The organism is Candidatus Frankia alpina (genome assembly GCF_902806485.1).
Taxonomy (GTDB): Bacteria; Actinomycetota; Actinomycetes; order Frankiales; family Frankiaceae; genus Frankia; species Frankia alpina.
The window spans coordinates 1-22,901 of sequence record NZ_CADCWT010000011.1 but is presented as its reverse complement, the minus strand read 5'-3'; the positions used below and the strand labels follow the sequence as shown (position 1 = coordinate 22,901).

The window sequence follows — 22,901 nt, the reverse complement described above, 5'->3', positions numbered from 1 at the left end:
GCAGCTTCGTTGTCCGTGCGGGAGGGAATTCAGCGTGACCCACGTCGAACGGGTGATCCCCAAGGGTGCTGACGACCAGGCGGAGCCGCTGGTGCGCGGCATCGTCGACGGTATCGGCGGGTGGCTCGGCGCGGCCGGCCTCGCCGAGCGGGTCGGGGTCCACGCGGAGAGCCTCGCCGGCCTGCGAGTCCTCGACGAGGACGACGACGAGGCGACGCTGCTGCGGCCCGACGGCACCCCCGTCGACACCTGGCGGGAGAACTACCCGTACGACACCCGCCTGGCCCGCGCCGACTACGAGCGCGACAAGCGGCTGCTGCAGATCGAGTTGCTGAAGATGCAGTACTGGGCCAAGGAGACCGGCCAGCGCATCGTGCTCGTCTTCGAGGGCCGCGACGCCGCCGGCAAAGGCGGGACGATCAAGCGGTTCACCGAGCACCTCAACCCCCGCGGCGCCCGCGTCGTCGCCCTGGAGAAGCCGTCGCCGCGCGAGCAGCAGTCCTGGTACTTCCAGCGCTACATCGCGCACCTGCCCGCCGCCGGCGAGATCGTGATGTTCGACCGGTCCTGGTACAACCGGGCCGGCGTCGAGCGGGTCATGGGCTTCTGCTCGCCGGACCAGTACCGCGAGTTCCTCCGCCAGGCCCCCGAGCTGGAGCGGATGTGGACTCGTAGCGGGACCAGGGTGATCAAGCTGTGGTTCTCGGTCTCCCAGCGCGAGCAGCAGACCCGGTTCATCGTCCGCCAGATCGACCCGGTTCGGCAGTGGAAGCTCAGCCCGATCGACCTCGCCGCCCTCGATCGCTGGGATGACTACACCGACGCCAAGGAGGCGATGTTCTTCTACACCGACACGTCCGAGGCGCCGTGGACGGTGGTGAAGAGCAACGACAAGAAGCGGGCCCGGCTGGAGACCATGCGCCACGTCCTGCACGAGCTGCCCTACACCGGCAAGGACTCCGACGTCGTCGGCACTCCGGATCCGCTGATCGTCGGCCGCGCGGTGAACCTGCTGGAGACCGGCGAGAAGGCCGACCGCACCTTCCCCTCGCTGCACTGATCGTCGGCGCGTCGCCGTGCCGTGCCGTGCCGCAGGCTCGGCTACCTTGCCGTTGTGGGGGGCTTCCTGTCCGTTTCGTCCCCCCCGGAAGGGCAAGGTGGACGGCGAGGGCAAGGTGGCTGGCGAGGGCAAGGCGGACGGCGATCGCGAGCCGGGAGGCCCGGCGGTGGGGCGGCTGCTGTTGCCGACGTTGCCGTCACCGGTGGAGGAGCTCGCCGACGAGCGGCTGATCGTGAAGGGCGTCGGCCTGCTGCTGAAGCGGGACGATCTGATCCACCCGGACATTCCCGGCAACAAGTGGCGCAAGCTGCGGGGCAACCTGGACGAGGCGCGTCGGCTCGGCCACGACACGCTGTTGACCTTCGGTGGCGCCTACTCGAACCACATCCGGGCGGTGGCGGCGGCCGGCCGGCTGTTCGGCGTCCGGACGGTCGGGGTGATCCGCGGCGAGGAGCATCTGCCGCTCAACCCGACGCTGCGGTTCGCCGTCGACGCCGGCATGCGGCTCACCTACCTCGACCGGACCTCTTACCGCACGAAGACGTCGCCCGCGATCGTCGACCGGCTGCGTGCCGAGTTCGGCGCGTTCTACCTGCTGCCCGAGGGCGGCAGCAACGCGCTCGGGGTGCGTGGCTGCGCCGAGTTGCCCGCCGAGATCGACCGTCCCTTCGACGTGATCTGCTGCTCGTGCGGCACCGGCGGCACCCTCGCCGGCATCGCTGCGGGCCTCGGATCGGGCCAGCGGGCCCTCGGCGTCCCGGTGCTGCGGGGCGCCAGGTTCCTCGCCGACGAGGTCGACGCCCTCCAGCGCGCGGCGTTCGGTGCGAACTCCGGCAACTGGACCATGGCCTACGACTTCCACTTCGGCGGCTACGCGAGGTCGACCCCGGCGCTGGCCCGCTTCATCGCCGACTTCCACGACCGCCACGGCCTCGCCCTGGAACCGGTCTACGAGGCGAAGCTGCTGTACGCCCTGCTCGCCCTTGCCGAGGCCGACGCCTTCCCGACCGGCACGACGGTCGTCGCCGTCCTCAACGCTATGGCGGGCGGCCCTGGACCCGACGCCCGGAGGGAAGATCGTCCGCCGGGCTGACCAGGGGTTTTCCGCGGCGACCGTGGCACGTGATCGTGTGGTCATACCCGGTTATACTGAGCGCATGAAGACTGCGATCTCGATCCCGGATGAGACGTTCAACGAGGCTGAGCGTCGCGCGGCCGCACTCGGCGTGAGCCGCTCCGAGTTCTTCACGACAGCCGCGCGCCGCTACATCGAGGAGCTCGACGCGCAGTCCCTCACCGAGGGCATCGACGCCGCACTGGAGCTCGCGGGTACCGACGACTCGTTCGAGGCCGCGGCGCGCGCCGGCCGGCGAGCACTGGGCGACAGCGAGGACTGGTGATCAGCCGGGGCGACATTCACTGGGTCGACCTCGGTGAGGCGGAGGGCAGTCGCCCCGCGAAGCGCCGCCCGGTGGTGGTCGTCCAGACCGCGCCCTACAACGCGAGCCGGTTGGCCACGGTCGTCGCGGTTGTCATCACCTCGAACACCGCGCTTGCCACCATGCCTGGCAACGCCTTCCTCCCCGCCGCGGTGACCGGCCTTCCACGCGACTCCGTCGCCAACGTGACGGCCATCGTCACCGTCAACAAGGACGAACTCGGGCACGCTGTAGGCGCTGTCCCGGGGGGCCTTATGCGAGACCTGGACCGAGGACTACGCCAAGTACTCGGGCTCTGACCGCCCTCGCCGGCGAACCGGGGGCGGCCTCTCCCTCGGCCGGCGCACATTGTTCCGTCGACGATGAGATCGTCGCTCGGACCGGGCCTGCCGGAAAACGTGATGCCCGCATCTGCCCGGGCTGCCACCATGGCCCGATGGGCTGGTCCAGCACCGAAAACACGACGGATTGCCCCGGACGCCGGCCCGGCCGGCGGTGCCGGGCGGCGTCCGGGACGGTAGGTCAGCCGGCGGTGGGCTGGGTGGGTAGGGGTGCGGGGGAGTCGTAGCGGGGGCGAAGGGGCTGGCCGGAGCGGCCGGCGTCGGGGCGCACCGCGAGGGTCTGGTGGATCTGGGACTGGCCGGACTCGAAGCTGAGCGCCGAGCCGGCCATGTACAGTCGCCACACCCGGGCCCGCCCGTCGCCGACCTGCGCGACGGCGGCGTCCCAGTTCTCCTCCAGCCCGTGCACCCACGCCCGCAGGGTCAGGGCATAGTGCTCGCGCAGGTTCTCGACGTGACGGACTTCGAAGCCGGCGGCCTGCGTCAGCGACGTCATTAGGCCGATCTCGTGCAGCTCCCCGTCGGGGAAGACATAGCGGCGCAGGAAGTCGCGGCCCTTCGGCAGCGGGATCGGGCCGAGGTGGGGCTGGTGGCGGTGCGCCCCGGCCGGGTCGCCGGGGAAGGAGATGCCGTGGTTGAGCAGCCGGCCGCCGGGCCGCAGCAGCGAGTACAGGCCGGCGAAGTAGGTCGGCAGCATCGCCCGCCCGACGTGCTCGACCATGCCGACCGAGCTGATCGCGTCGAAGGGACCGTCGGGGATCTCCCGGTAGTCCTGCAGGCGGATCTCGATGGCGTCGGTGAGGCCGGCCTCGGCGATCCGGCGGCGAGCCTCCGCCGCCTGTTCCACGGAGATCGTCACCCCCACGCCGCGGACGCCGTGATGGCGGGCGGCGTGGATGAGCATGCTGCCCCACCCGCAGCCGACGTCGAGCAGCCGCTCGCCGGGGCGCAGCCCGAGCTTGCGGCAGACCAGCTCGTGCTTGGCGTCCTGGGCGGCGTCCAGGCCGCTGGCCGGCGACTCCCACACCCCGCACGAGTAGGTCATCCTCGGGCCGAGGAACAGCCGGTAGAATGCGTTGGACACGTCGTAGTGATGGGAGATCGCCGCGGCGTCGCGGTCCCGGCTGTGGCGGCGCCCGCCCCACCACCACAGGAGGCTCGCCTACGCGGGCGCCGAGCTCGCGCAGCAGGGTCAGCAGGGCGGGCCCCGTCGCGGCGGTGAGGCGGCGGGGGATGGCGGACAGGTGGTTGCGCAGCGCCAGCGCGGCGAAGATGTCGCCCTCGACGTCGAGATCGCCGGCGACGAACGCGCGGGCGAAACCGAGCTCGCCGGGGCGGAACAGGGCGCGGCGCATCGCCTCCGGCGAGCGCACCGCGACCTGGGTGGGGGTGTCCGGGCCGAGCGCGGAGCCGTCCCACAGGACGATCCGCACCGGTGGCGCGGTCCCGATGAAGGTCTCGAGCAGGGTGCGGGTCGCCCGTACCAGCTCCGGCGACCACCGCGGGTCCGGAACAGGGCTGGTCTGGGCGGCGGGCTCGTGCTCCTCCAGTTCTCGACTGATCGTCAAGGTGCATCCTCCGGGTCGTGTGCGCGGTCCCTTCGGCTGGGACGTCGCCGGAGTCTGCCCGGTCGGCACCCGCCCGACCGCGAGCCACGCCCACGCCGGGTCCTGCCCGGTCGGTCGACTGCGGCCCGTGGTCGGCCCAGCCCCGCGGGGCGCGGTCGCACCTGGTTACCTGGCTCCCATCGTCCCCCAGAAACACCGTGTCCGAACGGTGTCCGGTGTCGCATGCCGGTATCCCCGTTCGTGGGAATAAAACGGCCCTTTGACGACAGCGAACCCGCAGGTGACGGCGGGTGCGGCCGCGGTGCGATCAGGCGACCGCGGCGGCGCCGAGCAGGGCCTTGAGGTCGCCCATCAGCGCGGGGGTGCGCTGGACCTTGTAGGCGTCGTCGAGGCGCAGCAGGGTGGTCTGGCCGGGGGTCTGCACCCGCAGGTGCACCTCGGTCGTCCCCGGATGGGTGCCGAGGACCTCGCGCAGCCGCTCCACCGTCGGCGGGTTCACCCGGGCCGCGGACATGGTGATCACCACCGGGGGGCTCAGCGCCGCGTCGCTGAGGTCCGGCACGGTCAGCTCGGCGGCGATCAGGCGCGGGGTGTCCTCCCGCTTGTCCAGGCGACCCCGGACGATGACGACGGCGTCCTCGGCGAGCTGGGTGGAGCACACCTCGTAGGTCTGCGGGAAGAACATCACCTCCAGCCCGCCCGCGAGGTCCTCGACCGTGGTCAGCGCCCACAGTTTGCCCTGCTTGGTCACCTTGCGCTGCAGGCTGGAGATGATGCCGGCGATGGTCACGGTGGACCCGTCCGCGTACTCCCCGCCGGTCAGCGCGGCGATGCTGCAGTCCGCCCTCGCGGTCAGGATGTGCTCGACCTCGCGCAGGGGATGGTCGGAGACGTAGAGCCCGAGCATCTCCCGCTCGTGGGACAGCTTGACCGCCTTGTCCCACTCCTGGTCGGAGAACTCCTGCACACCGAACGCGGGCGCGGTACCCGGGTCGTCGTCGGCGTCGAGGGCGAACAGGTCGAACTGGCCCTCGGCGTTCTTCTTCTTGACGCCCATCACCGCGTCGACGGCCTGCTCGTGCCGTTCCACCAGGCCGCGGCGGGTGTGCCCGAGCGCGTCGAACGCGCCGGCCTTGATCAGCGACTCGATGGTGCGCTTGTTGCAGACCACCGCGTCGACCTTGTCGAGGAAATCCGGGAAGGAGACGAAACGGGTCTTCGACCTGCGGGTCCGGACGATCGACTCGACGACGTTGGTCCCGACGTTGCGGATGGCGGCGAGGCCCACCCGGATCTCGGCGTCGCCGTGCGCGGTGTAGTCGGCGTTGGAGCTGTTGACGTCCGGCGGGAGCACCCGGATGCCCATTCGGCGGCACTCGTTGAGGTAGATGGCGCTCTTGTCCTTGTCGTCGCGCACCGACGTCAGCAGCGCGGCCATGTACTCGGCCGGATAGTTCGCCTTGAGGAACGCCGTCCAGTAGGACACCAGGCCGTAGCCGGCGGTATGCGCCTTGTTGAAGGCGTAGTCGGAGAACGGGACGAGGATGTCCCACAGCGTCTTGATGGCCGCCTCGGAGTACCCGTTGGTCTTCATCCCCTCGGAGAAGGGGACGAACTCCTTGTCGAGGATCTCCTTCTTCTTCTTGCCCATCGCCCGGCGCAGCAGGTCCGCGCCGCCGAGGGAGTAGCCGGCGACCTTCTGCGCGATGGCCATGACCTGCTCCTGGTACACGATCAGGCCGTAGGTCGTGTCGAGGATGTCGGCGAGCGGCGCGGACAGCTCCGGGTGAATCGGCGTGCGATCCTGCTGGCCGTTCTTGCGCAGCGCGTAGTTGATGTGCGAGTTCGCGCCCATCGGCCCCGGCCGGTAGAGGGCGATGACGGCGGAGATGTCCTCGAAGTTGTCCGGGCGCATCATCCGCAGCAGGGAGCGCATCGGGCCGCCGTCGAGCTGGAACACCCCCAGGGTGTCGCCGCGGCTGAGCAGCTCGTAGGCGGCGGAGTCGTCGAGGGTGAGCCCGAGCAGGTCGATGTGGACGCCGCGGTTGGCCTCGACGTTGCGCACCGCGTCGTCCATGACGGTGAGGTTGCGCAGGCCCAGGAAGTCCATCTTGAGCAGGCCGAGGGTCTCGCACGTCGGGTAGTCGAACTGGGTGATGATCGCGCCGTCGGCGTCGCGGCGCCACACCGGGATGTGGTCGATGATCGGCTCGGCGGACATGATGACGCCGGCCGCGTGCACCCCGGCCTGGCGGATCAGCCCCTCCAGGCCCTTCGCCGTCTCGATGACCTTCTTGACGTCCGCGTCGGACTCGTACAGCCCGCGGATCTCCCCGGCCTCGCTGAAGCGGGGATGCTGCGGGTCGAAGATCCCGCCGAGCGGAATGTCCTTGCCCATCACGGCCGGCGGCATCGCCTTGGTGATCCGGTCGCCGACGGCGTACGGGTAGCCGAGCACCCGCGAGGAGTCCTTGATCGCGGCCTTGGCCTTGATCGTGCCGAAGGTGACGATCTGCGCGATCCGGTCGTCGCCCCACCGCTCGGTGACGTAGCGGATCACGTCGCCGCGGCGACGTTCGTCGAAGTCGATGTCGATGTCGGGCATGGACACGCGCTCGGGGTTGAGGAAGCGCTCGAACAGCAGCGAGTGGGGGATCGGGTCGAGGTCGGTGATGCCGAGTGCGAAGGCGACCATCGACCCGGCGGCGCTGCCGCGGCCCGGCCCGACCGGGATGCCCTGGCCCTTCGCCCACATGATGAAGTCCGCGACGACCAGGAAGTACGACGGGAACCCCATCTGCAGGATGATCCGGATCTCGTACTCGACCCGCTCGCGGTGTTCGTCGTCGAAGCCGTCGGGGAAGCGCCGGGCCATCCCCGCCCAGGTCTCCTTGCGGAACCAGCTCTCCTCGGTCTCGCCGCCCGGCACCGGGAAGCGGGGCATCAGGTTGCGCTTGGTGAACATGCCGCTCGGGTCGACCCGCTCGGCGATCATCAGCGTGGTCTCGCAGCCCTCGCGCCAGATGTCCGAGGAGTCGATCCCGTACATCTCCTCGGCGCTTTTGAGGTAGTAGCCCGAGCCCTCGAACTGGAACGCCGGGTTGGCCACCGTCGAGGCCGTCTGCACGCACAGCAGGGCGGCGTGGGCCTCACGCTCGGACTCGTAGGTGTAGTGCGAGTCGTTGGTGACGACGAAGCGCATGTCCAGCGCGCGGGCGATGTCGACCAGCCCGTCACGGACCCGGCGCTCGATGTCGAGCCCGTGATCCATGATCTCGCAGAAGAAGTTCTCCTTGCCGAAGATCTCCTGATAGGTGGCGGCGGCCTGCAGGGCGGCGTGGTACTGGCCCAGGCGTAGCCGGGTCTGCACGATGCCGGACGGGCAGCCGGTCGTCGCCATCAGCCCGTCGGCGTGCTCGGCGATGATCTCCTGGTCCATCCGCGGCCACTTGATGTAGTGGCCCTCGATCGACGCCCGCGAGTTCAGCCTGAACAGGTTCTTCAGCCCGTCGGCGTTACGCGCCCACATCGTCATGTGGGTGTAGGAGCCGCCGCCGGAGACGTCGTCGCCCTTCTGGTGCGGCTCGCCCCAGCGGACCCGCTGCTTGAGCAGGCGTGACTCCGGCGCGACGTACGCCTCGCAGCCGATGATCGGCTTCACGCCGGCGGCGGTGGCCTGCTTGTGGAAGTCGTACGCCCCGTACATGTAGCCGTGGTCGGTGACGGCGACCGCCGGCATCTGCTGGCGCGACACCTCGCTGAACATGTCCTTCAGCCGAGCCGCCCCGTCCAACATCGAGTACTCGGTGTGAACGTGCAGGTGGACGAAGGAGTTTGACACGTCGGACCCTCCCGCGCGCTGGGCACGCCGGTCGAAGCGAGGGCCGATGACCCCGGCACGGGCGGACGGCACACCGGCGCGCCGGGTGCGCTCGCCACGGGGATCGGCCGGATGGACGGGGCTTTCTCCGGCAGCCTAGCGGCCCGCCCGAGCCCGCCTTCGCCTCCACCGCCGTGTCGGCCCGACCATCACAAAGGGACACCGCCGGGGTGCGGATCGGCGTCACGGGGGCGGGGCGGCCGGGCCGGCCCGGCCACCGCGTCGGCGATCGCCGCGACCGCCCGGTCGATCTCCCGCCGCGTCGTCGCCCAGTTGCTCACCGACAGTCGCATCGCGGCGCGGCCCCGCCACACCGTGCCGGTTACGTACGCCTCGCCACCCGCCGTCACCGCCGCGGTGACCCGCCGGGTCAACAGGTCGCCCCGCGCCGCCGGCCGGGGGTCGTGCGCGCGGTCGACCGCCGGGCTCGGATCGTCCACCCGGATCAGGACCTGGTTGAGTGCGACGAGGGGCCCCGGGCCGCCGCGGTCGCCGGTCGCGTTGAGCACGGTCACCCCCGGCAGCGCGGCGAGCCGGGTGGCGGCATCGTCGGCGAGGTCGCAGCAGCGGTCGACGAGGTCGCGCAGGCCGGAGCGGCCCAGCGAGCGCAGTGCCGCGTAGACGGCGAGGGCGCGGGCCCGCCGGCTGAACTCCGGCGTCCAGTCCACCGGGTCGAGCTGCCCCGCCGAGTCGAGGACGAAGTAGTCCGCCGACGCCGACATCGCCCGCCGGTGGGCCGTCCGGTCGGCGACGAGCGCGATCCCGCAGTCGTACGGGACGTTGAGCCACTTGTGACCGTCGGTCGCCCACGAGTCGGCGAGCTCGGCGCCCGCGACGAGGGCGCGGCGCGGCGCCGACGCCGACACCTTCGCCCACAGGCCGAAGGCGCCGTCGACGTGCACCCAGGCGCCGTGCACGTGGGCGAGCGCGCAGATCTCGGCGAGCGGGTCGAACGCGCCGGTGTTGATCTCTCCCGCCTGGGCGACGACGATCGTCGGTCGCTGTGTGGCGGCGGTTGCGGTGAGGGCGGTGCGCAGGGCGTCGGGGCGCATGCGGCCGAGGGCGTCGGTGGCCACCTCCACGGTCGTGCGGGTGCCGAAGCCGAGCAGGCGCAGCGCGGCGTCGACGGTGGCGTGCCGGTCTGCACCGGCGAGCACGCGCACCGGCGGCGCCCCGGTCAGGCCGTCGGCGGCGACGTCCCAGCCCGCGTCGGCTAGCACCCGCTGGCGGGCGGCGGCGAGCGCGGTGACGTGCGCCATCTGGGTACCGGTGGTGAACCCGACGGACACGCCCGAGGGCAGGCCCAGCAGCTCGGCGACCCAGCGGCCGGCGACGGCCTCGGCGGCGCTGGCCGCGGGCGACAGCGACGCCAGCGCCGCGTTCTGGTCCCAGACGACGGCGAGCAGGTCCGCGGCGAGCGCCGCGGGCAGTGTGCCGCCCACGACGTAACCGAAGAAGCGGGGCGAGCCGGTGGCGGTCAGCCCGCCCCCCACCGCCTCGACGAGCGCGTCGACGACGGCCACCGGGTCGCTGGGGCCGGCCGGCAGCCGGCCGTCGAGCCGGGCCAGGACCTCGGCGGCGCCGTGCGCCGGGCGCACCGGACGCTCGGCGAGGCCGGCGAGCCAGGCGTCGGCGTGCCCGGCGGCGGCGCGCAGCGCGGCCCGCAGCGCGTCCCCCGGATCGGCGTCCACGGGATCGGCGTTCCCGGTCAGCTCCCCACCGCCGGCAGCGGGGTGAGGACCGGGGCCGCCGGGGTGGTGGGACGGCGGGCGCGTTCGGCCGCCGCGCGGCCCTCGCGGCCCAGCCAGTCCGCCATGAGGTCCGCGGTCAGCTCCGCGGCCTCGAGCATCGGCACGTGGCCGAGGCCGTCGAGGATCTCCACCCGCCAGTCGGGCCGTTGCGCGGCGACGTTGCGGGCCACCGCCACCGGGATCAGCCGGTCGGCGGAGCCGTGCAGCAGCAGCGTCGGCTGCGGCATGGTGCGGACCATGTGCGCCAGCGGTGCCGGGCGCAGCAGCGACCACACCACCGAGCGGGCCGCGCCCACGAACGCCTGGTCGGCGTCGGGTAGCCCGCCGCGCTCCCGCTGGGCGCGTTCCATCGCCGCCAGGGCCGACTCGGGGATCGAGCCCGGGTCGGCGGTGAGCCGCACCAGGCTCTGGTCGACGAGTTCGCGGGGGGTGAAACGGGTCCGGCGGCGGGCGAGGACCGCGGCGCCGAGGCGGGGGATGAACAGGCCGGCGAAGATGCGGGCGATCTCCGGATCCGGGCGCACGCCGCGTGGGCGGGGCAGCGCCGGGTCGACGAGGATCAGGCCCGCGACCGAGTCGGGTCGCCGGGCGGCCTGCATCACGCTGATCATGCCGCCCATCGAGTTGCCGACGAGGATGGGCGGGGTGTCGAGGACCTCGGCCAGGAAACGGTCGAGCAGACCCTGGTTGGCCAGGACGTCGGTGCGCCGGCCCGCGGCGGGGGTGCGGCCGTGCCCGGCCAGGTCGACGGCCATCACCCGGTGGGTGGTGGTGAGCAGCGGGGCGAGCGGGAGCCAGTTGAGATAGGAGCCGCCGAGGCCATGCACGCACAGCAGCAGCGGACCGTCGGCCGGACCGCCGAAGTCGACGATGTGTACCGGGCCGTCGAGCTGCGCCCAGGACGACCGGAAACCGTCGCCGCCGGCCGACGGGGTGAGGCGTTCGTGCCCCGTGCCGGCCGGCCTCGGCTCCGTGGACCCGGTGGATGCGGTCGGTCCGGCTGCACGCGAAGTCGTCCCGGGGCTGCTCATCCCTTGACCGTAGGACCACGCCGACCCCGGCCGGAAGTCGGTGTCGGTGAGATGAAACGCAAGGTCGGCCGCCCGACGGCGGCCGACCGGGAGAAATCCTGACCGGGTGGGGGTCAAAGCGAGCGGGAGACTCCGAGCCATAGCCGCTTCGGATTCGCGACGGGACCGAATGCGATCTTCTCGGTGGTGATCTCCGCAACCTCCACCGCGTCGACGGCGCCGGGGACGATGTCCCGCTGGCCGGGCCCGGAAAGCTCCGAGGTCAGCTGGGTCGACTGGTTCTGCTCCATGTGCACGCTCCTTCCATCGATATCGACACTCATTCCTAAAACGGTATCGAGCGGACGGGGCGCACAAAGACCTCGGGTGGCGCTGCTCACACCACGGATCCGGACTGTTTCGTCACGTGTTGGTGTCCCGTGGCTGATGACGGGCCTGCCGCAGGTAGTCGACCGGTGCGGACGCGGCGGCCCTGCGGTGCAGGGTGACTGGCCGGCCGGCGCCAGATCACAGCCGGCGGCGCCGCCCTGACGGGTCAGGGCGGCGGCGCCGGTGTTGGGAGCGGGCGACTGCGGCTGGTTCAGACCGCGGGTCGGGTCAGGCTGTCGGTCTGGTCAGACCGACGGAGCCGGGGCTGCGGAGGTCGGCGCCGCCGGGGCGGCGCTGCGGCCGACCGTGCGTGGCCCCGGACCGGCCGAAGCGGTGGCCGCCGTCGCGACGGCGGTGCTCGCCGTCACGGCCGCCGCCGGTCCGGGGTGCGCCGACACGCGGCCCGCGCCCACCGGTCGAGCCGGCCATGCGGGCCTGCGGGATCTCATCCTTGCTGACCCGGGGGGCCGGCGGGCCGGCGAGCTCCAGGACGATGGGGTCATTCGGCGTGGTCGGCTCGGGGCGTGCCTCGATGCCGACCGCGCGCAGCAGCCCGCGGACCTTCCCCCGCTCGGCGGGCAGGGTGACCAGCACGTCGGCGCCGTCCGCGCCGGCGCGCGCGGTCCGCCCGCCACGGTGCTGGTAGGTCTTGGCGTCCTCCGGCGGGCCGAGGTGCACGACCAGCCGGATGCCGTCGACGTGGATGCCGCGGGCGGCGACGTCCGTGGCCACGAGCACCCGGTAGAAGCCGTCGGTGAAACCGGCCAGCGCCCGGGTCCTGGACCCCTGCGGCATTCCGCCGTGCAGCGGCTCGGCCGGCACGCCCGCACGGCTGATGGACTCGGCCACGCGGTCGGCGTCCCGCTGGGTCCGGACGAAGACCAGGGTGCGGCCCGAGCCACCGGCCAGCGCGGTCACCAGCGCGACCTGGGCGGCGCGGTCGGGCGCCTCCAGTGCGTGGCGGACCAGCGTGGTGACCTGGGAGGTCTCCGAGTCGATCGCGACGAGGACCGGGTCGGGCAGGTAGTCCCGGACCAGGACCTCGACCTCGCGGTCGAGCGTCGCGCTGAACAGCAGCCGCTGCCCGGTGGACGGGGTGGCGTCGAGCAGCGCCCGTACGGCGGGCAGGAAGCCGAGGTCACACATGAAGTCGGCCTCGTCGAGCACCGTCATCTCGATGTCGCCGAGCTCGCAGGCGTTGCGCTCGACGAGGTCGGTCAGCCGGCCCGGGGTGGCCACGACGAGGTGCACGCCGCGGCGCAGCGCCGAGATCTGCCGGCTGATCGACGTCCCGCCGTAGACCGGGGCCAGCCGCAGGTTGAGCGCCCGGGTCAGCGGCTCGAGCGCGTCGCTGACCTGCTGGGCCAGCTCACGGGTCGGGACGAGGACCAGGGCACGGGGGCGGCGCGGCTGCACCGGACCGCCGCTGGCGAGCCGGGCGAGGATGGGCAGCCCGAAGGCGAGCGTCTTGCCCGATCCGGTCTTCGCCCGGCCGAGGACGTTCTCCCCGGCGAGGACGTCGGGCAGGGTCGAGGCCTGCACTGGGAACGGCGCGGCGATGTTCCGGTCGGCGAGCGCCTTGATCAGACGCTTGGGCAGGCCGGCGGTCTCGAACGACTCGGCCGGGGGCCGGGGTTCGCGCGTCGTGATGAGGGGAGCGGTTGGGCGCGCCGGGCGGCCGAAGCGGGAGCCGCCGGGCCGGGGACCGCGGCCGCCGCGTCCGGCACCACCTGCAACACCGCGGCCGCGGGCCGCGCGAGGCTGGCGATGGGCAACATGGGACTGGGAGTTTCCGTGCTGAGACAGAGGGATCCGCCGATCAGGTCAGGGCCACCATGAGATCATTTGGACGGGTGAGGAGGTCCACACCAGCCCGCTGCATCGTCCGGCGGCCGGGGTACGGCCGGCTCCGCGACCAGACCCAACGGCGGGTGATTCCCGCTATGGCGCTCGCACCGACCTCGCACACCCGACCATTCAGCCGGGCGCGGACAGCCGCTCGGGCCGTCGTCTCCTTCACGGTACATCGACGACCCGGGCTTGGGGATAGGGCCGCGGCACGCAACGAGCCGTTGCATCCCCCTCTGCGCCGGTTCGGGCGGTCACTGTGCGGCGACGTGCCGGTGCACGTCCGCACGGTCGTCCGCCCGTCTCGACTCTGCCCGCCGATCGACGCCATCGCCGCGGCGGCGGTGGTTGCGCAGCGTGTCGGGTTGTTCCGCACTGCATCGCGGAGCTGTGCGAACATCCTGGCGAAGGTGCCACCAGGCCGATGGCGTGTGCACCCACCGCTTGCATCACAGCAGTAGGCGCGGGGTCATCACCATCGGTGTGGGTCGAGCGGGGCGGGGACGCGATAAGGGTCACCCTCGGGAACGTCGGCCTGCGCCGACCGGCGAAAGGCCCGGCCGCGTGCCCGCTGAACAGGCAGAACCGGATCAGGGAGGCCGGGATGACCGCGGTCACGGCCGGTTCGAGCCCGGTGCGGTGCCGCGGCGGTGAGCGCAGGGTGGGAGGGACCGGACGGCCACCCGTGAACGGGTCGACCGGCATGGGGCTGCGGGGACCTTCGGGTGAGGCGCCCGGCCGCCGGCAGGGCGGCCGCGGCCCGTGCGGGTCAGAAGGCCAGCTCGGTGAGGGCGTGAATGATCAGCCCGACGAGGGCGCCGACGACCGTCCCGTTGATGCGGATGAACTGCAGATCCCGGCCGACGTGCAGCTCGATGCGCCGCGAGGTCTCCTCGGGCTCCCAGCTCGCGACCGTGTCGCCGATGATCGCGGCGATGTCCCCCTGGTAGCGGTGGACCGCCCGGGCGGCCAGGTCGGACGCCGCCCGGTCGACGGTGCGGCCGAGCTCCGGGTCGGTGGCCAGCCGCGCCCCGAACGCGGCCAGTTCGTCGGCGGCCCGGACCCGGGCGGTGCTGGTCGGATCGGTGGTGAGGTCGAGCAGGATCGTCCGTGTCGTCGCCCAGATCGCGGCGACGGCCCGGCCGACCTCCGCGTGTCCCAGGAGCCGTTGCTTGATCTGCTCGACCTGCTCGGCGAGGCTCGGGTCGGTGCGCAGGCGGTCGGCGAACTCGTCGAGGAACCGGTCCACCGCCTGGCGCACCCGATGCTCCGGGTCGGCGCGCAGTTCCGCGAGTGCCTCCAGCGCCTTGTCATAGGCCTTGACCGCGACCGCTTCATCCAGCCACTGCGGCGTCCAGCTCGGCGCCTGATCGACCACGAGCCTGGTGAAGACCTCCGGGTTGCGGGCGAGCCACTCGGAGACCTCGGCGACGATCACGTCGACGAGCCGGACGTGCAACCGGTCGTCGAGCACTCGCTGCAAGGCCGCGCCCAGCACCCCCGCCCAGGGCCGCTCGACCACCCGGGGCAGCACCGCCTTCTCCACGACCTCGCGGACCAGGTCGTCGCTCATCCCGGAGATGGCCGAGGTGAGCCGCCCGGCGACCTCGGCGGTCACCCGTTCGGCGTGGCGCGGTTGGCGCAGCCAGGACCCGACGCGCACCGAGACGCCGATGCCGTCGACCTTCTCCCGGATCACGTCCTCGGCGAGGAAGTGCGTGCTGACGAAGTTCTCCAGGCCCCGGCCGAGGGCGTCCTTACGCTCCGGAATGATCGCCGTGTGGGGGATCGGCAGGCCCAGCGGGTGGCGGAACAGGGCCGTCACCGCGAACCAGTCGGCCAGCGCGCCGACGACGCCGGCCTCCGCCGCGGCGGCCACATACGCCACCCAGCGGGGGCCGCCGTGGCTGCGCCAACTCTCGGCGAGCAGATAGACGGCCACGACGGCGGCGAGCATGCTGGTGGCGATCAGGCGCATCCGGCGCAGCGCACGACGCAGTCCGGGCTCGTCCGCAGTGCCGCGAGGGAACCCGGCCGGTGCCGACCGCCCGCCGCCCGCCGGCTCGCTCATCGGCCGCCGTCTCTCTCTCGTACCAGCTCGATGCCCGTGCGGGCCCGACGGATCTGATCAGCCGATCCCCGGACACCTTATGCGGTCGGAGCGGGACATCGTCACGACGGGCGGGCCGGCGCTCATCGTCACGGCCGCAGCGGTGGGGGCGGGGGCCGGCGCGTATGAGAACGCTGGTGCAGCCGGCGCTGGATGACGGCGAGGTCGACGATGGCCACCAGAGCGAGCAGCGCGAGCACTCCCGCGGCGGCGGGCTGGTCGCGTGAGGCGAACATCCCTGCGGTGACGCCGCAGAAGACCAGGCCGAACACGGCGAGTACCCGGCGCAGCCCGAGGGCGCTGCGGGCCGGCGGCGCGCCTCCCGGTCCGGGGGACAGCCGTTGCCACCAGTGCCGACGCCGCAGCACCTCGCCCTGGTCACGCTGGCGCGGCAGGGAACTGGTCACGATCCCGGTATGCCCGGCCACGCCCCGCTGAACCGGCCGTCCTGGCTGCGCTCGGCGGGCCGGCAGACCGGCGGGGAGACCGGTGCGGGGCGTGGTCGGCTGGTTCAGCCCGTCCGCGACGACGCCGCGCGACCAGGTAGCCGAGCGGTCATCGCAGCCTTGGCCTCCGCCGAGGCCAGCCGCTCGGCGAAGATCGCGCCTTCGGCGTCGATCCGGGCGAGCACCGGCGCTGTCCCGCCGTCGTGGAGCAGGGCGCGGGTGGCGGCCAGGGCACCCGGTGGCTGCGCCAGCAGCGCCGCGACCCGGTCGTCGACGCGGGCGCGCAGCGCGTCGGCGTCGGGCAGCACCTCGGTGACGATCCCTAGGTCGGCGGCCTGCGCGGCGCCGAACGGCTCGCCGAAGTACGCAAGCCTGGCCGCCGCCGCGGGCCCGACCCGGCGCGGCAGCAGCAGCGAGGAGCCGAACTCGGGCACGACGCCCAGGTTGACGAACGGGATGCCCAGGGTGCTGCGTTCGGTGGCGTACACCAGGTCGCAGTGCAGCAGCAGCGTCGTGCCGATGCCCACCGCCGGCCCGTCGACCTCGGCGACGAGCAGCTTCGTGCCGCGGGCGACCGTCCGGATGAACGTCAGCGTCGGGCCGTCCGGGGCCAGGTCTGCCGTGGCCAGAAAGTCGGCGAGATCGTTACCGGCGGTAAACGATCCGCCGCTGCCGCGGATGCGGATGATCCGCACCCCGGCGTCAGCCTCGCCCGCCGCGAACGCCTCGGCGAGTGCCGTGTACATCGCCTGGGTGAGGGCGTTGCGCTTGTCCGGCCGTGCGATGCGCACTGTGAGCACGCCGTCGGCGATCTCGGACTCGATCTGGCTGCTCACTGCGGCCTCCTCGGCGGTGATGACGCTCACTGTGTCACTGTGCCGGCCCCGGGTGAAAGCGCTGTGCGGTCGGGTCCGGTCGGATGACCCTGGCGCATGGCTCGATCGGGCCTGCCAGGATGAGAACGTGACAGCCCAGCACGGACCAGGCATCCCGCCACGATCCGCGGCCGACCTGCCGACCCGGCTCCGTCACGGGGACGACGGTCCGCGGGGGGCCGATGGAGCTCGCGGTGACCTCGGCCGCGACGCCACCTCTCTCGCCGGGTTGCTCGGGCTGACGGTCGACCCGGGAGAGTACCGCGGCCGCTTCGTGGCCGACGCCCATCTGCTCAACACGCGGGGCACCCTGTGGGGCGGCTGCGGCCTCGCCGCCGCGATCGCCTTCGTCCAGGCCTGCGGCGGCCGGGACTGCGTGTGGGCGCACACCCAGTTCCTCGCCCCGGTGCACGCCGGCCAGGAGGTGGAGCTCAGCGTCGACCCGGCCACCGGTGGCTTGTCGCAGGTCGTCGTGCGGGCCACCGCGGCCGGTCGGCTGGTGTTCCTCGCGGGCGGCACGTTCAGTCGGGTGAGCGGCGCCGTCAACCGGTTCGGCCCGGCCGGGGACTGGGCGCCGGATCCCGACGGCTGCCCCCCGCGGGAGTACCCGACCTGGCTGGACTTCCCCCGCGACGGCGTGATCTCCCTCGTCGAGCAGCGGTGGGCCCGTCCGGCGAGGACCGACCTCGACGGGCGTCCGGGCGGCGGGAGCAGCGCGCTGTGGCTGCGGCTGCGCCCCCGGCTGCCGGTGCACGCCGCGGTGCTCGCCCTGCTCAGCGACTTCGCCCCGGTCGGACTCATCGAGGCCACGGGAGAGATGGCCGCCGGCACGAGCCTCGACAACAGCCCACGGATCGTGGCCGCCCCGACCGGCGAGTGGGTGCTGCTGGACGTGCGGGTCGAGGCGATCGTCCGCAACGTCGTGCAGGTGCGGGGGCGGATGTACGACCGCACGGGTGCGCTGGTTGCCACCGTGAGCCAGACGACGCTGGTCCACCGGGCCCCGGCGAGCCGGCACGGTCGGCCGTCACCCGCCCCGACCGGCTGACTCGATCGCCGGTTGAACTGGCGGTCGGTTCCTCCCGCGCCCGCCGTGCGCCCGCGCTGCCCGAACATGCCAAGACCTGACGAATCGGCTGGATTGGAACGCCGGCGGCCGGGGTATGTGCTCTGCGCGGTAGGCGCCGCGTGGGTGGGAATCGCCAGGTCACGTCGGGGCGGGGAAGTCCCGGGGCGAGTTCCGTACCAGTCGGCGGAGAGCGCGTTTAGCATCGCGGCCGGCGGCTGCCCACGTGGCCCGACCTTCGCTGCCCTAAAGAAGAGGTCGAATTAGGCCGCTCTGGGTAGATTTGATCCGGTGACGTTGACCGTCTGGTCGACTAGGGCGTTGTAGATGGCGAGCAGAACCCCAGATTTCCTGTTCGGCCAGGTCAGGGGACTGCCCACGCAGCGGCCGGCCCGACCCCCGCAACGTCGACTTGACCGACTTGTACGTGAGTTCAAGTCGACCACTCACAGTGCACCCGAAAATGGCGCGTCGTCGGCTGGCGGGGTAGGCGTCGTGGCCGAGCAGGGTGGTCAGGACCCGGTACCGGCTGGTGGTCGTCTTCCCGGCCTGGTCGGTGACAGTCACGGTGAACTCGGCCAGCCGGGCTGCGAGGTCGTCCAACCGCGGCGCCCTCGGTTCACCGCTGGTCTTGCGGCGGCCAACGCCGCCCGCACTCCCGCCGGCGTGGCCACCAACGCTAACGGCCCCGGCCCCGCCGCGGCCGACGCCGACACCCCGACACCTGGGCCAGTCAGGACCACCTCCCGCAACAGCCCCGGCGACCCGGAGGAGGGCATGACAGATTGGGGCACCGAAGCTCCTGGTTTCGACGGGCGGTCTCAGCAACCCGCCTTCTACCAGGAGCTTCGCCACATCTCCGCCCGGGGCAGCCCAAACCCCAAAGATCGCTACCGGATCGACACCGAGCCACCCACTATCAGGGCAAAACACCCGAATCGACCTCATCTTTAGGGCGGTGGGCCCGACCTCGGCTGTGCGTCCCGGGATGTGTGGATGTGTTCCGGGCAGCATTCGCGTGCGTGTGTTGTCACTGGTCGATATTTATGTCACCAAACTCACGCCGCCGGCCGGGAGGCTTGGGCTGGTTTCTGTCATCTGCTGCTCATTAGTGCTCGTTCCGGCGTCTGGACGTTGACTGATCCGCATACGTCGATTTCCATTAGGTGCGGCTGGCCTATCGCACTTCGCGAGTCAGAACGAATGTCTCGTCACACGGTGCAACGCCGTGATGCTATTCCGGTTACAGGGTCCCGCCCCTAACGTGGGCGCTGCATTCGCCCGCTAGAGTCGTCGGCGCCACGGAAACATCCACCCGATGCCTGGGCCTCACGCTCAAGATCCGGGTCTGGGTGTTGTCGCGTGTGGTCTTTCGGGGACAGGACTCGTTGAACTCGAACACTCACCCCGCACATGAGGCACCCAACTCCCCGGGTGTCGGACGAGAGGACCGGATGCTCCGGAATTGGCCCATCCGCTCGAAGCTCGTGGTGATTCTGGTGGTCCCCCTGGCCGCGTTGGCGGTGCTGAGCGCGATACAGGTGCGGGGGAACGTCGACAACATACGGACCGCGAACCGCATCAAAGCGCTGGCCGCCTTCTCGATCAAGGGCAACGACCTAGTCGCCGCACTCCAGGCCGAGCGCTACGCCACGAACTCCTATGTCGGTTCCAACTACCTGGCGGTCAACCCGGGACAGGCGAGCATCGCCGCCCGTGGCCCCGTTGATCAGGCCCTGGGGGACCTACCGGGCCGGTGAGGCCGGGCTTCCCACGGCCGCCAGGGACACTCTCGCGACTACCCTGGCCTCGATCACGACGCGGCTGGACCGGCTCCCCGCGCAGCGCCGAGCGATCGACGCCAGACAGGCCCGGGTCGACCAGAACAGCACCTTCTACAACGACCTGGTGCACGATCTTCTTTCGCTCAACGCCAGCGTCGCCGCCGGCAGCCGTAACGCCACGCTGGTCAACGGCACTACCACGCTGGTGGGAATCTCGCGAGCGAAGGAGGAAGCCGCCCAACAGCGTGGCTCGATCGCTCGAGTGATCATCCTCCGCCAAACGGATACGGCGACCCTGCGCCAGATCGAGTCCTCGGCCGGCGCCGAGGAGGCCTGGCTGCAGCAGTTCCGGACCACCGCCACGGCGGATGAGCAGGCGTTTTGCAACGCCACGGTCGACCGCACCATCTCGGCCGCCACGGCAATGCGTGACGATACGGTCAACGCGGTCCAGAATGGCCAGCCGCTCACGATTACCCAGCAGACCTGGCTGCAGACCGTCGACGCGAAGATCGTGGCGATGCGCCAGGTGGAGCGGCGGATCGCCACGGACCTGGGTTCGACCAGCCAGCACATCGCCAGTTCAGCTGCCCGTGACGCGGTGCTCGGCAGTATCGGCGTCGCGCTGGTCCTGGTCGTGTCCGTGGTGATTTCGCTGGTCGTCGCGAGCCCGATGATCCGGCAGCTACGTAAGCTGCGCCGCGGCGCGCTCGAAGTCGCCAACGAACGGCTGCCCGAGGTCGTCGACTGGCTGCACCGGGGTGAACAGGTTGACGCGACCGCAGAGGAATTCCCGGTCGAGGTGAAGAGCACCGACGAGATCGGCCAGCTCGCCGAGGCGTTCGCCACCGTGCACGCCGTCGCGGTGCGCACCGCGGTGGAACAGGCTGCGATGCGTAAGAGTATCGGCGACACCTTCCTCAACCTCGCCCGCCGCAGCCAGGCCCTCATCCACCGTCAGCTCAAGGTCATCGACGCGCTGGAGCGCAAGGAGACCGACCCGGACGAGCTCGAGGAGCTGTTCCGCCTCGACCACCTCGCCACCCGCATGCGGCGCCACGCCGAGGACCTCATCGTCCTGTCGGGCTCCAAGCCCGCGCGTGGCTGGCGCCGACCGGTCGTGGTGAAGGACGTCGTGCGCGGCGCTGTCGCCGAGGTCGAGGACTACACCCGGGTGAAGGTGATGCCCATCGACGGCGGGGCCATCAGCGGGCATGCCGTCGGTGACGTCATCCACATGCTCGCCGAGCTCATCGAGAACGCCACCTCCTTCTCACCACCGCACACCCCGGTCCAGGTCAATGGGCACGAGGTGTCCAACGGCTTCGTCATCGAGGTCGAGGACCGCGGCCTGGGGATGAGCCCGGAGGACTCAACGAGCGGCTGGCCAACCCGCCCCCCTTCGACCTGTCGGCCAGTGAACGGCTCGGCCTGTTCGTCGTCGGCCGTCTGGCCGAGCGGCACGCCATCGCGGTGGAGCTGCGTCCCTCTCCCTACGGCGGCACGATGGCCATCGTCCTGGTGCCGACCGCACTGCTGCGCCAGCCCGAGGGAGACGGCGACACCCGCCCGGGGAGCACCGCCACCGTCCGGGCGCTGCCCGTCTCCGCCGTACCCGTCCTCGACGGTCCGGCGATCGACGAGGACGGGTACGGCGGGCCTCTGGTCGACGCGGGCGGCAATCTGACCTCCGCCTCTGCGCAGCGCGCCGAGGCACCTCGTGGACACCAGAACGAGACACTCATCGACGACCTGCCGGTCTTCGCCACCGTCCGGTCGAGCTGGTTCGTCGCGGACCGTCCCCGGCACCGTTCTAACGGCCGCCGGCCCGATGGCCCGTCCCGCCCGACCGGCTCGCGGCCCGTCACCGGCCCGGACGGCGAGCCCGGTCAGGGCGGCGGCGACCTGCCCGACCTGCCGACCCGCCACTCGCGTGGCGGCACCCACGGCGCCCCGCCGGCCCTCCCGCCGGCCGAGACCGACCGGTGGTCGCCGGAACCGCCGTCGCCCGATCCGGAGCGCCGGGCCCCCTCCCTGTTCGGGCCGCCCCCCGTGGTGCGCGACCTGCCCGGTGGTTCCCGGGCCAGCAACGACCCGTTCACCTCGCCGATCAGCCGCCCGATCGGGCCCCATCGCGGCGACACCCCCGCCGCGGGCCTGCCGGAGCGAAGCGGTCAGGCGCCTGAGGAGCACAGCGAGGTGGGCCTGCCACGGCGCACCCGACGGGCCAGCCTCGCGCCTCAACTACGGCGGGACAGCCCCGAGGAACAATCGGGCATGCTCGCGGCGCAGCGCAGCCCGGAAGAGATACGCAGCATGATGTCGTCCTTCCAGAGTAAATTCGGTCGCGGGCTGGCGGACGGCCAGGTTTCCAACGACGGCGACGATGTGGGAAAGGTGACCTGAGATGCGTCCGCTGGGGCTGTCCGAGAACATGAGATGGTTGCTCAACAATCTCGTCAAGAAGGTTCCGGAAGTCACTTACGTAATTGCCCTGTCCTCGGATGGTCTGCTGCTCGCGACCTCGTACGGAATGGACCGGGCGACCGCGGACCAGCTCGCGGCGATTGCCTCCGGGTTCAACAGCCTCGCCCGCGGCGCGGGCCGGTTCTTCGGCGGCGGCAACGTCCGCCAGACCATCGTCGAGATGGACCAGGGTTTCCTGTTCGTCACGGCGGTCGGCGACGGTTCGTGCCTGGCGATCCTTTCCAACAACGGGGCGGACATCGGTCTCATCGCCTATGAGATGGCCCTGTTGGTGACCAGGGTCGGGGAATTCCTCACCCCGGAGCTGCGCGCCCAGATGCAGTCCGCGCTGCCGCTGTAGGCCGCGCCGCGGCGGTCGGCGGGGGCGCGACCGCGAATCTGGCCCACCGGTCGACCCCTGCCCGTACCGACCGGACCGCAACGTGAACCGTCATGGCAGCGGAGCTTTCTCGCAGGCAGGAGGACCGGTATGTCGCACGACGAGGAATGGTTCGACGAAGATGCGGGTCCGGTCGTCCGCCCTTACGCCGTCACCGGCGGTCGGACCCGGCCCACCAACCGGGCGCTGGAGTTGGTGGCGCTCGTGACCACCATGCCCAACAGACGACTGATGGGCGTGGCGCTGGAACCGGAGCAGCGCTCGATCGCGCTGCTCTGTCAGCGGGTGCAGTCGATCGTCGAGATTTCGGCGCGGCTTGATCTGCCGCTCGGCGTCGTGCGGGTCCTCGTCAGCGACATGCTCGACGCCGGACTGGTCACGGTGAATCGGCCAGCCCACGCTTCCGACCGCCCTTCCGCCGCCCTCATCGAAAAGGTGCTCGATGGACTACAGGCCCTCTAGTAGGA

At 71.7% G+C, this 22,901-nt stretch carries 18 protein-coding genes; 9 read left to right on the top strand and 9 right to left on the bottom strand.

Translation table 11 applies throughout. The annotated features are described in order from the left end of the window. The first annotated feature begins 34 nt into the window (after nt 1–34). The 4 genes from ppk2 (at nt 35) to G6R25_RS02865 (ending at nt 2,798) form a co-directional block, all read left to right on the top strand. Nucleotides 35–1,060, top strand: coding sequence for a polyphosphate kinase 2 (gene ppk2 / locus G6R25_RS02880; protein WP_163551582.1), 1,026 nt, complete (start codon nt 35–37; stop codon nt 1,058–1,060). A 97-nt stretch (nt 1,061–1,157) separates the two neighbouring features. Further along, nucleotides 1,158–2,153: a 1-aminocyclopropane-1-carboxylate deaminase/D-cysteine desulfhydrase gene (locus tag G6R25_RS02875; RefSeq protein ID WP_235947252.1), complete on the top strand. Its 996-nt coding sequence runs from the start codon at nt 1,158–1,160 to the stop codon at nt 2,151–2,153. 64 nt (nt 2,154–2,217) lie between these two features. Then, the gene (locus G6R25_RS02870; RefSeq protein WP_163551581.1) at nt 2,218–2,460 is read left to right on the top strand and encodes a ribbon-helix-helix domain-containing protein; all 243 of its coding nucleotides are present in this window, start codon (nt 2,218–2,220) and stop codon (nt 2,458–2,460) included. Next, nucleotides 2,457–2,798 carry a type II toxin-antitoxin system PemK/MazF family toxin gene (locus G6R25_RS02865; RefSeq protein ID WP_272871444.1) on the top strand — a complete coding sequence of 114 codons (342 nt, stop codon included), beginning with the start codon at nt 2,457–2,459 and terminating at the stop codon, nt 2,796–2,798. Before G6R25_RS02870 ends, G6R25_RS02865 begins: the two co-directional genes overlap by 4 nt. 223 nt (nt 2,799–3,021) lie before the next feature. On the opposite strand, the gene G6R25_RS02860 is transcribed toward G6R25_RS02865, so the two are convergent. From G6R25_RS02860 to G6R25_RS02825, 9 genes are all read right to left on the bottom strand, one after another. After that, nucleotides 3,022–3,924, bottom strand: coding sequence for a class I SAM-dependent methyltransferase (locus G6R25_RS02860; protein ID WP_235947249.1), 903 nt, complete (start codon nt 3,922–3,924; stop codon nt 3,022–3,024). 791 nt (nt 3,925–4,715) lie between these two features. After that, nucleotides 4,716–8,249: a DNA polymerase III subunit alpha gene (gene dnaE / locus G6R25_RS02855; protein WP_163551580.1), complete on the bottom strand. Its 3,534-nt coding sequence runs from the start codon at nt 8,247–8,249 to the stop codon at nt 4,716–4,718. 188 nt (nt 8,250–8,437) lie between these two features. Further along, nucleotides 8,438–9,979: a pyridoxal phosphate-dependent decarboxylase family protein gene (locus tag G6R25_RS02850; protein ID WP_235947247.1), complete on the bottom strand. Its 1,542-nt coding sequence runs from the start codon at nt 9,977–9,979 to the stop codon at nt 8,438–8,440. Nucleotides 9,980–9,996: 17 nt separating this feature from the next. Beyond that, nucleotides 9,997–11,070 carry an alpha/beta fold hydrolase gene (locus tag G6R25_RS02845; RefSeq protein WP_163551579.1) on the bottom strand — a complete coding sequence of 358 codons (1,074 nt, stop codon included), beginning with the start codon at nt 11,068–11,070 and terminating at the stop codon, nt 9,997–9,999. Between the two features lie 113 nt (nt 11,071–11,183). Further along, on the bottom strand, nt 11,184–11,360 hold the full coding sequence (locus tag G6R25_RS24910) for a hypothetical protein (protein WP_205446820.1): 177 nt from the start codon (nt 11,358–11,360) through the stop codon (nt 11,184–11,186). Between the two features lie 307 nt (nt 11,361–11,667). Beyond that, a complete protein-coding gene (locus tag G6R25_RS02840) occupies nt 11,668–12,981 on the bottom strand; it encodes a DEAD/DEAH box helicase (protein WP_163551577.1) in 1,314 nt (437 codons plus the stop codon). 1,075 nt (nt 12,982–14,056) lie between these two features. Next, nucleotides 14,057–15,358, bottom strand: coding sequence for a DUF445 domain-containing protein (locus G6R25_RS02835; protein WP_163551576.1), 1,302 nt, complete (start codon nt 15,356–15,358; stop codon nt 14,057–14,059). A 128-nt stretch (nt 15,359–15,486) separates the two neighbouring features. Next, nucleotides 15,487–15,804 (bottom strand): DUF6343 family protein, encoded by a 318-nt coding sequence (locus G6R25_RS02830; RefSeq protein WP_163551574.1) that lies wholly within the window; start codon nt 15,802–15,804, stop codon nt 15,487–15,489. Nucleotides 15,805–15,908: 104 nt separating this feature from the next. Continuing rightward, nucleotides 15,909–16,709 (bottom strand): enoyl-CoA hydratase-related protein, encoded by an 801-nt coding sequence (locus G6R25_RS02825; RefSeq protein WP_235947245.1) that lies wholly within the window; start codon nt 16,707–16,709, stop codon nt 15,909–15,911. A gap of 97 nt (nt 16,710–16,806) precedes the next feature. Between G6R25_RS02825 and G6R25_RS02820 the strand changes: the two genes are divergently transcribed. The 5 genes from G6R25_RS02820 (at nt 16,807) to G6R25_RS02805 (ending at nt 22,896) form a co-directional block, all read left to right on the top strand. Continuing rightward, nucleotides 16,807–17,766: an acyl-CoA thioesterase gene (locus G6R25_RS02820; RefSeq protein WP_235947243.1), complete on the top strand. Its 960-nt coding sequence runs from the start codon at nt 16,807–16,809 to the stop codon at nt 17,764–17,766. 1,472 nt (nt 17,767–19,238) lie between these two features. After that, nucleotides 19,239–19,544, top strand: a complete 306-nt coding sequence (locus G6R25_RS29405) for a hypothetical protein (RefSeq protein WP_235826587.1) — start codon at nt 19,239–19,241, stop codon at nt 19,542–19,544. Then, nucleotides 19,501–21,255 (top strand): sensor histidine kinase, encoded by a 1,755-nt coding sequence (locus G6R25_RS29400; RefSeq protein ID WP_336500432.1) that lies wholly within the window; start codon nt 19,501–19,503, stop codon nt 21,253–21,255. Before G6R25_RS29405 ends, G6R25_RS29400 begins: the two co-directional genes overlap by 44 nt. A gap of 720 nt (nt 21,256–21,975) precedes the next feature. Beyond that, nucleotides 21,976–22,395, top strand: a complete 420-nt coding sequence (locus tag G6R25_RS02810; protein WP_163551571.1) for a roadblock/LC7 domain-containing protein — start codon at nt 21,976–21,978, stop codon at nt 22,393–22,395. A gap of 129 nt (nt 22,396–22,524) precedes the next feature. After that, nucleotides 22,525–22,896 carry a DUF742 domain-containing protein gene (locus G6R25_RS02805; RefSeq protein WP_163551570.1) on the top strand — a complete coding sequence of 124 codons (372 nt, stop codon included), beginning with the start codon at nt 22,525–22,527 and terminating at the stop codon, nt 22,894–22,896. The last annotated feature ends 5 nt before the right edge of the window (nt 22,897–22,901 follow it).

Bases quoted from the DNA above. Each gene is read 5' to 3' on its own strand.
- G6R25_RS02870 (WP_163551581.1), top strand. From the start codon at position 2,218: ATGAAGACTGCGATCTCGATCCCGGATGAGACGTTCAACGAGGCTGAG.
- G6R25_RS02845 (WP_163551579.1), bottom strand. From the start codon at position 11,070: ATGAGCAGCCCCGGGACGACTTCGCGTGCAGCCGGACCGACCGCATCC.
- G6R25_RS24910 (WP_205446820.1), bottom strand. From the start codon at position 11,360: ATGGAGCAGAACCAGTCGACCCAGCTGACCTCGGAGCTTTCCGGGCCC.
- G6R25_RS02835 (WP_163551576.1), bottom strand. From the start codon at position 15,358: ATGAGCGAGCCGGCGGGCGGCGGGCGGTCGGCACCGGCCGGGTTCCCT.
- G6R25_RS29405 (WP_235826587.1), top strand. From the start codon at position 19,239: ATGCTCCGGAATTGGCCCATCCGCTCGAAGCTCGTGGTGATTCTGGTG.
- G6R25_RS02810 (WP_163551571.1), top strand. From the start codon at position 21,976: ATGCGTCCGCTGGGGCTGTCCGAGAACATGAGATGGTTGCTCAACAAT.
- G6R25_RS02805 (WP_163551570.1), top strand. From the start codon at position 22,525: ATGTCGCACGACGAGGAATGGTTCGACGAAGATGCGGGTCCGGTCGTC.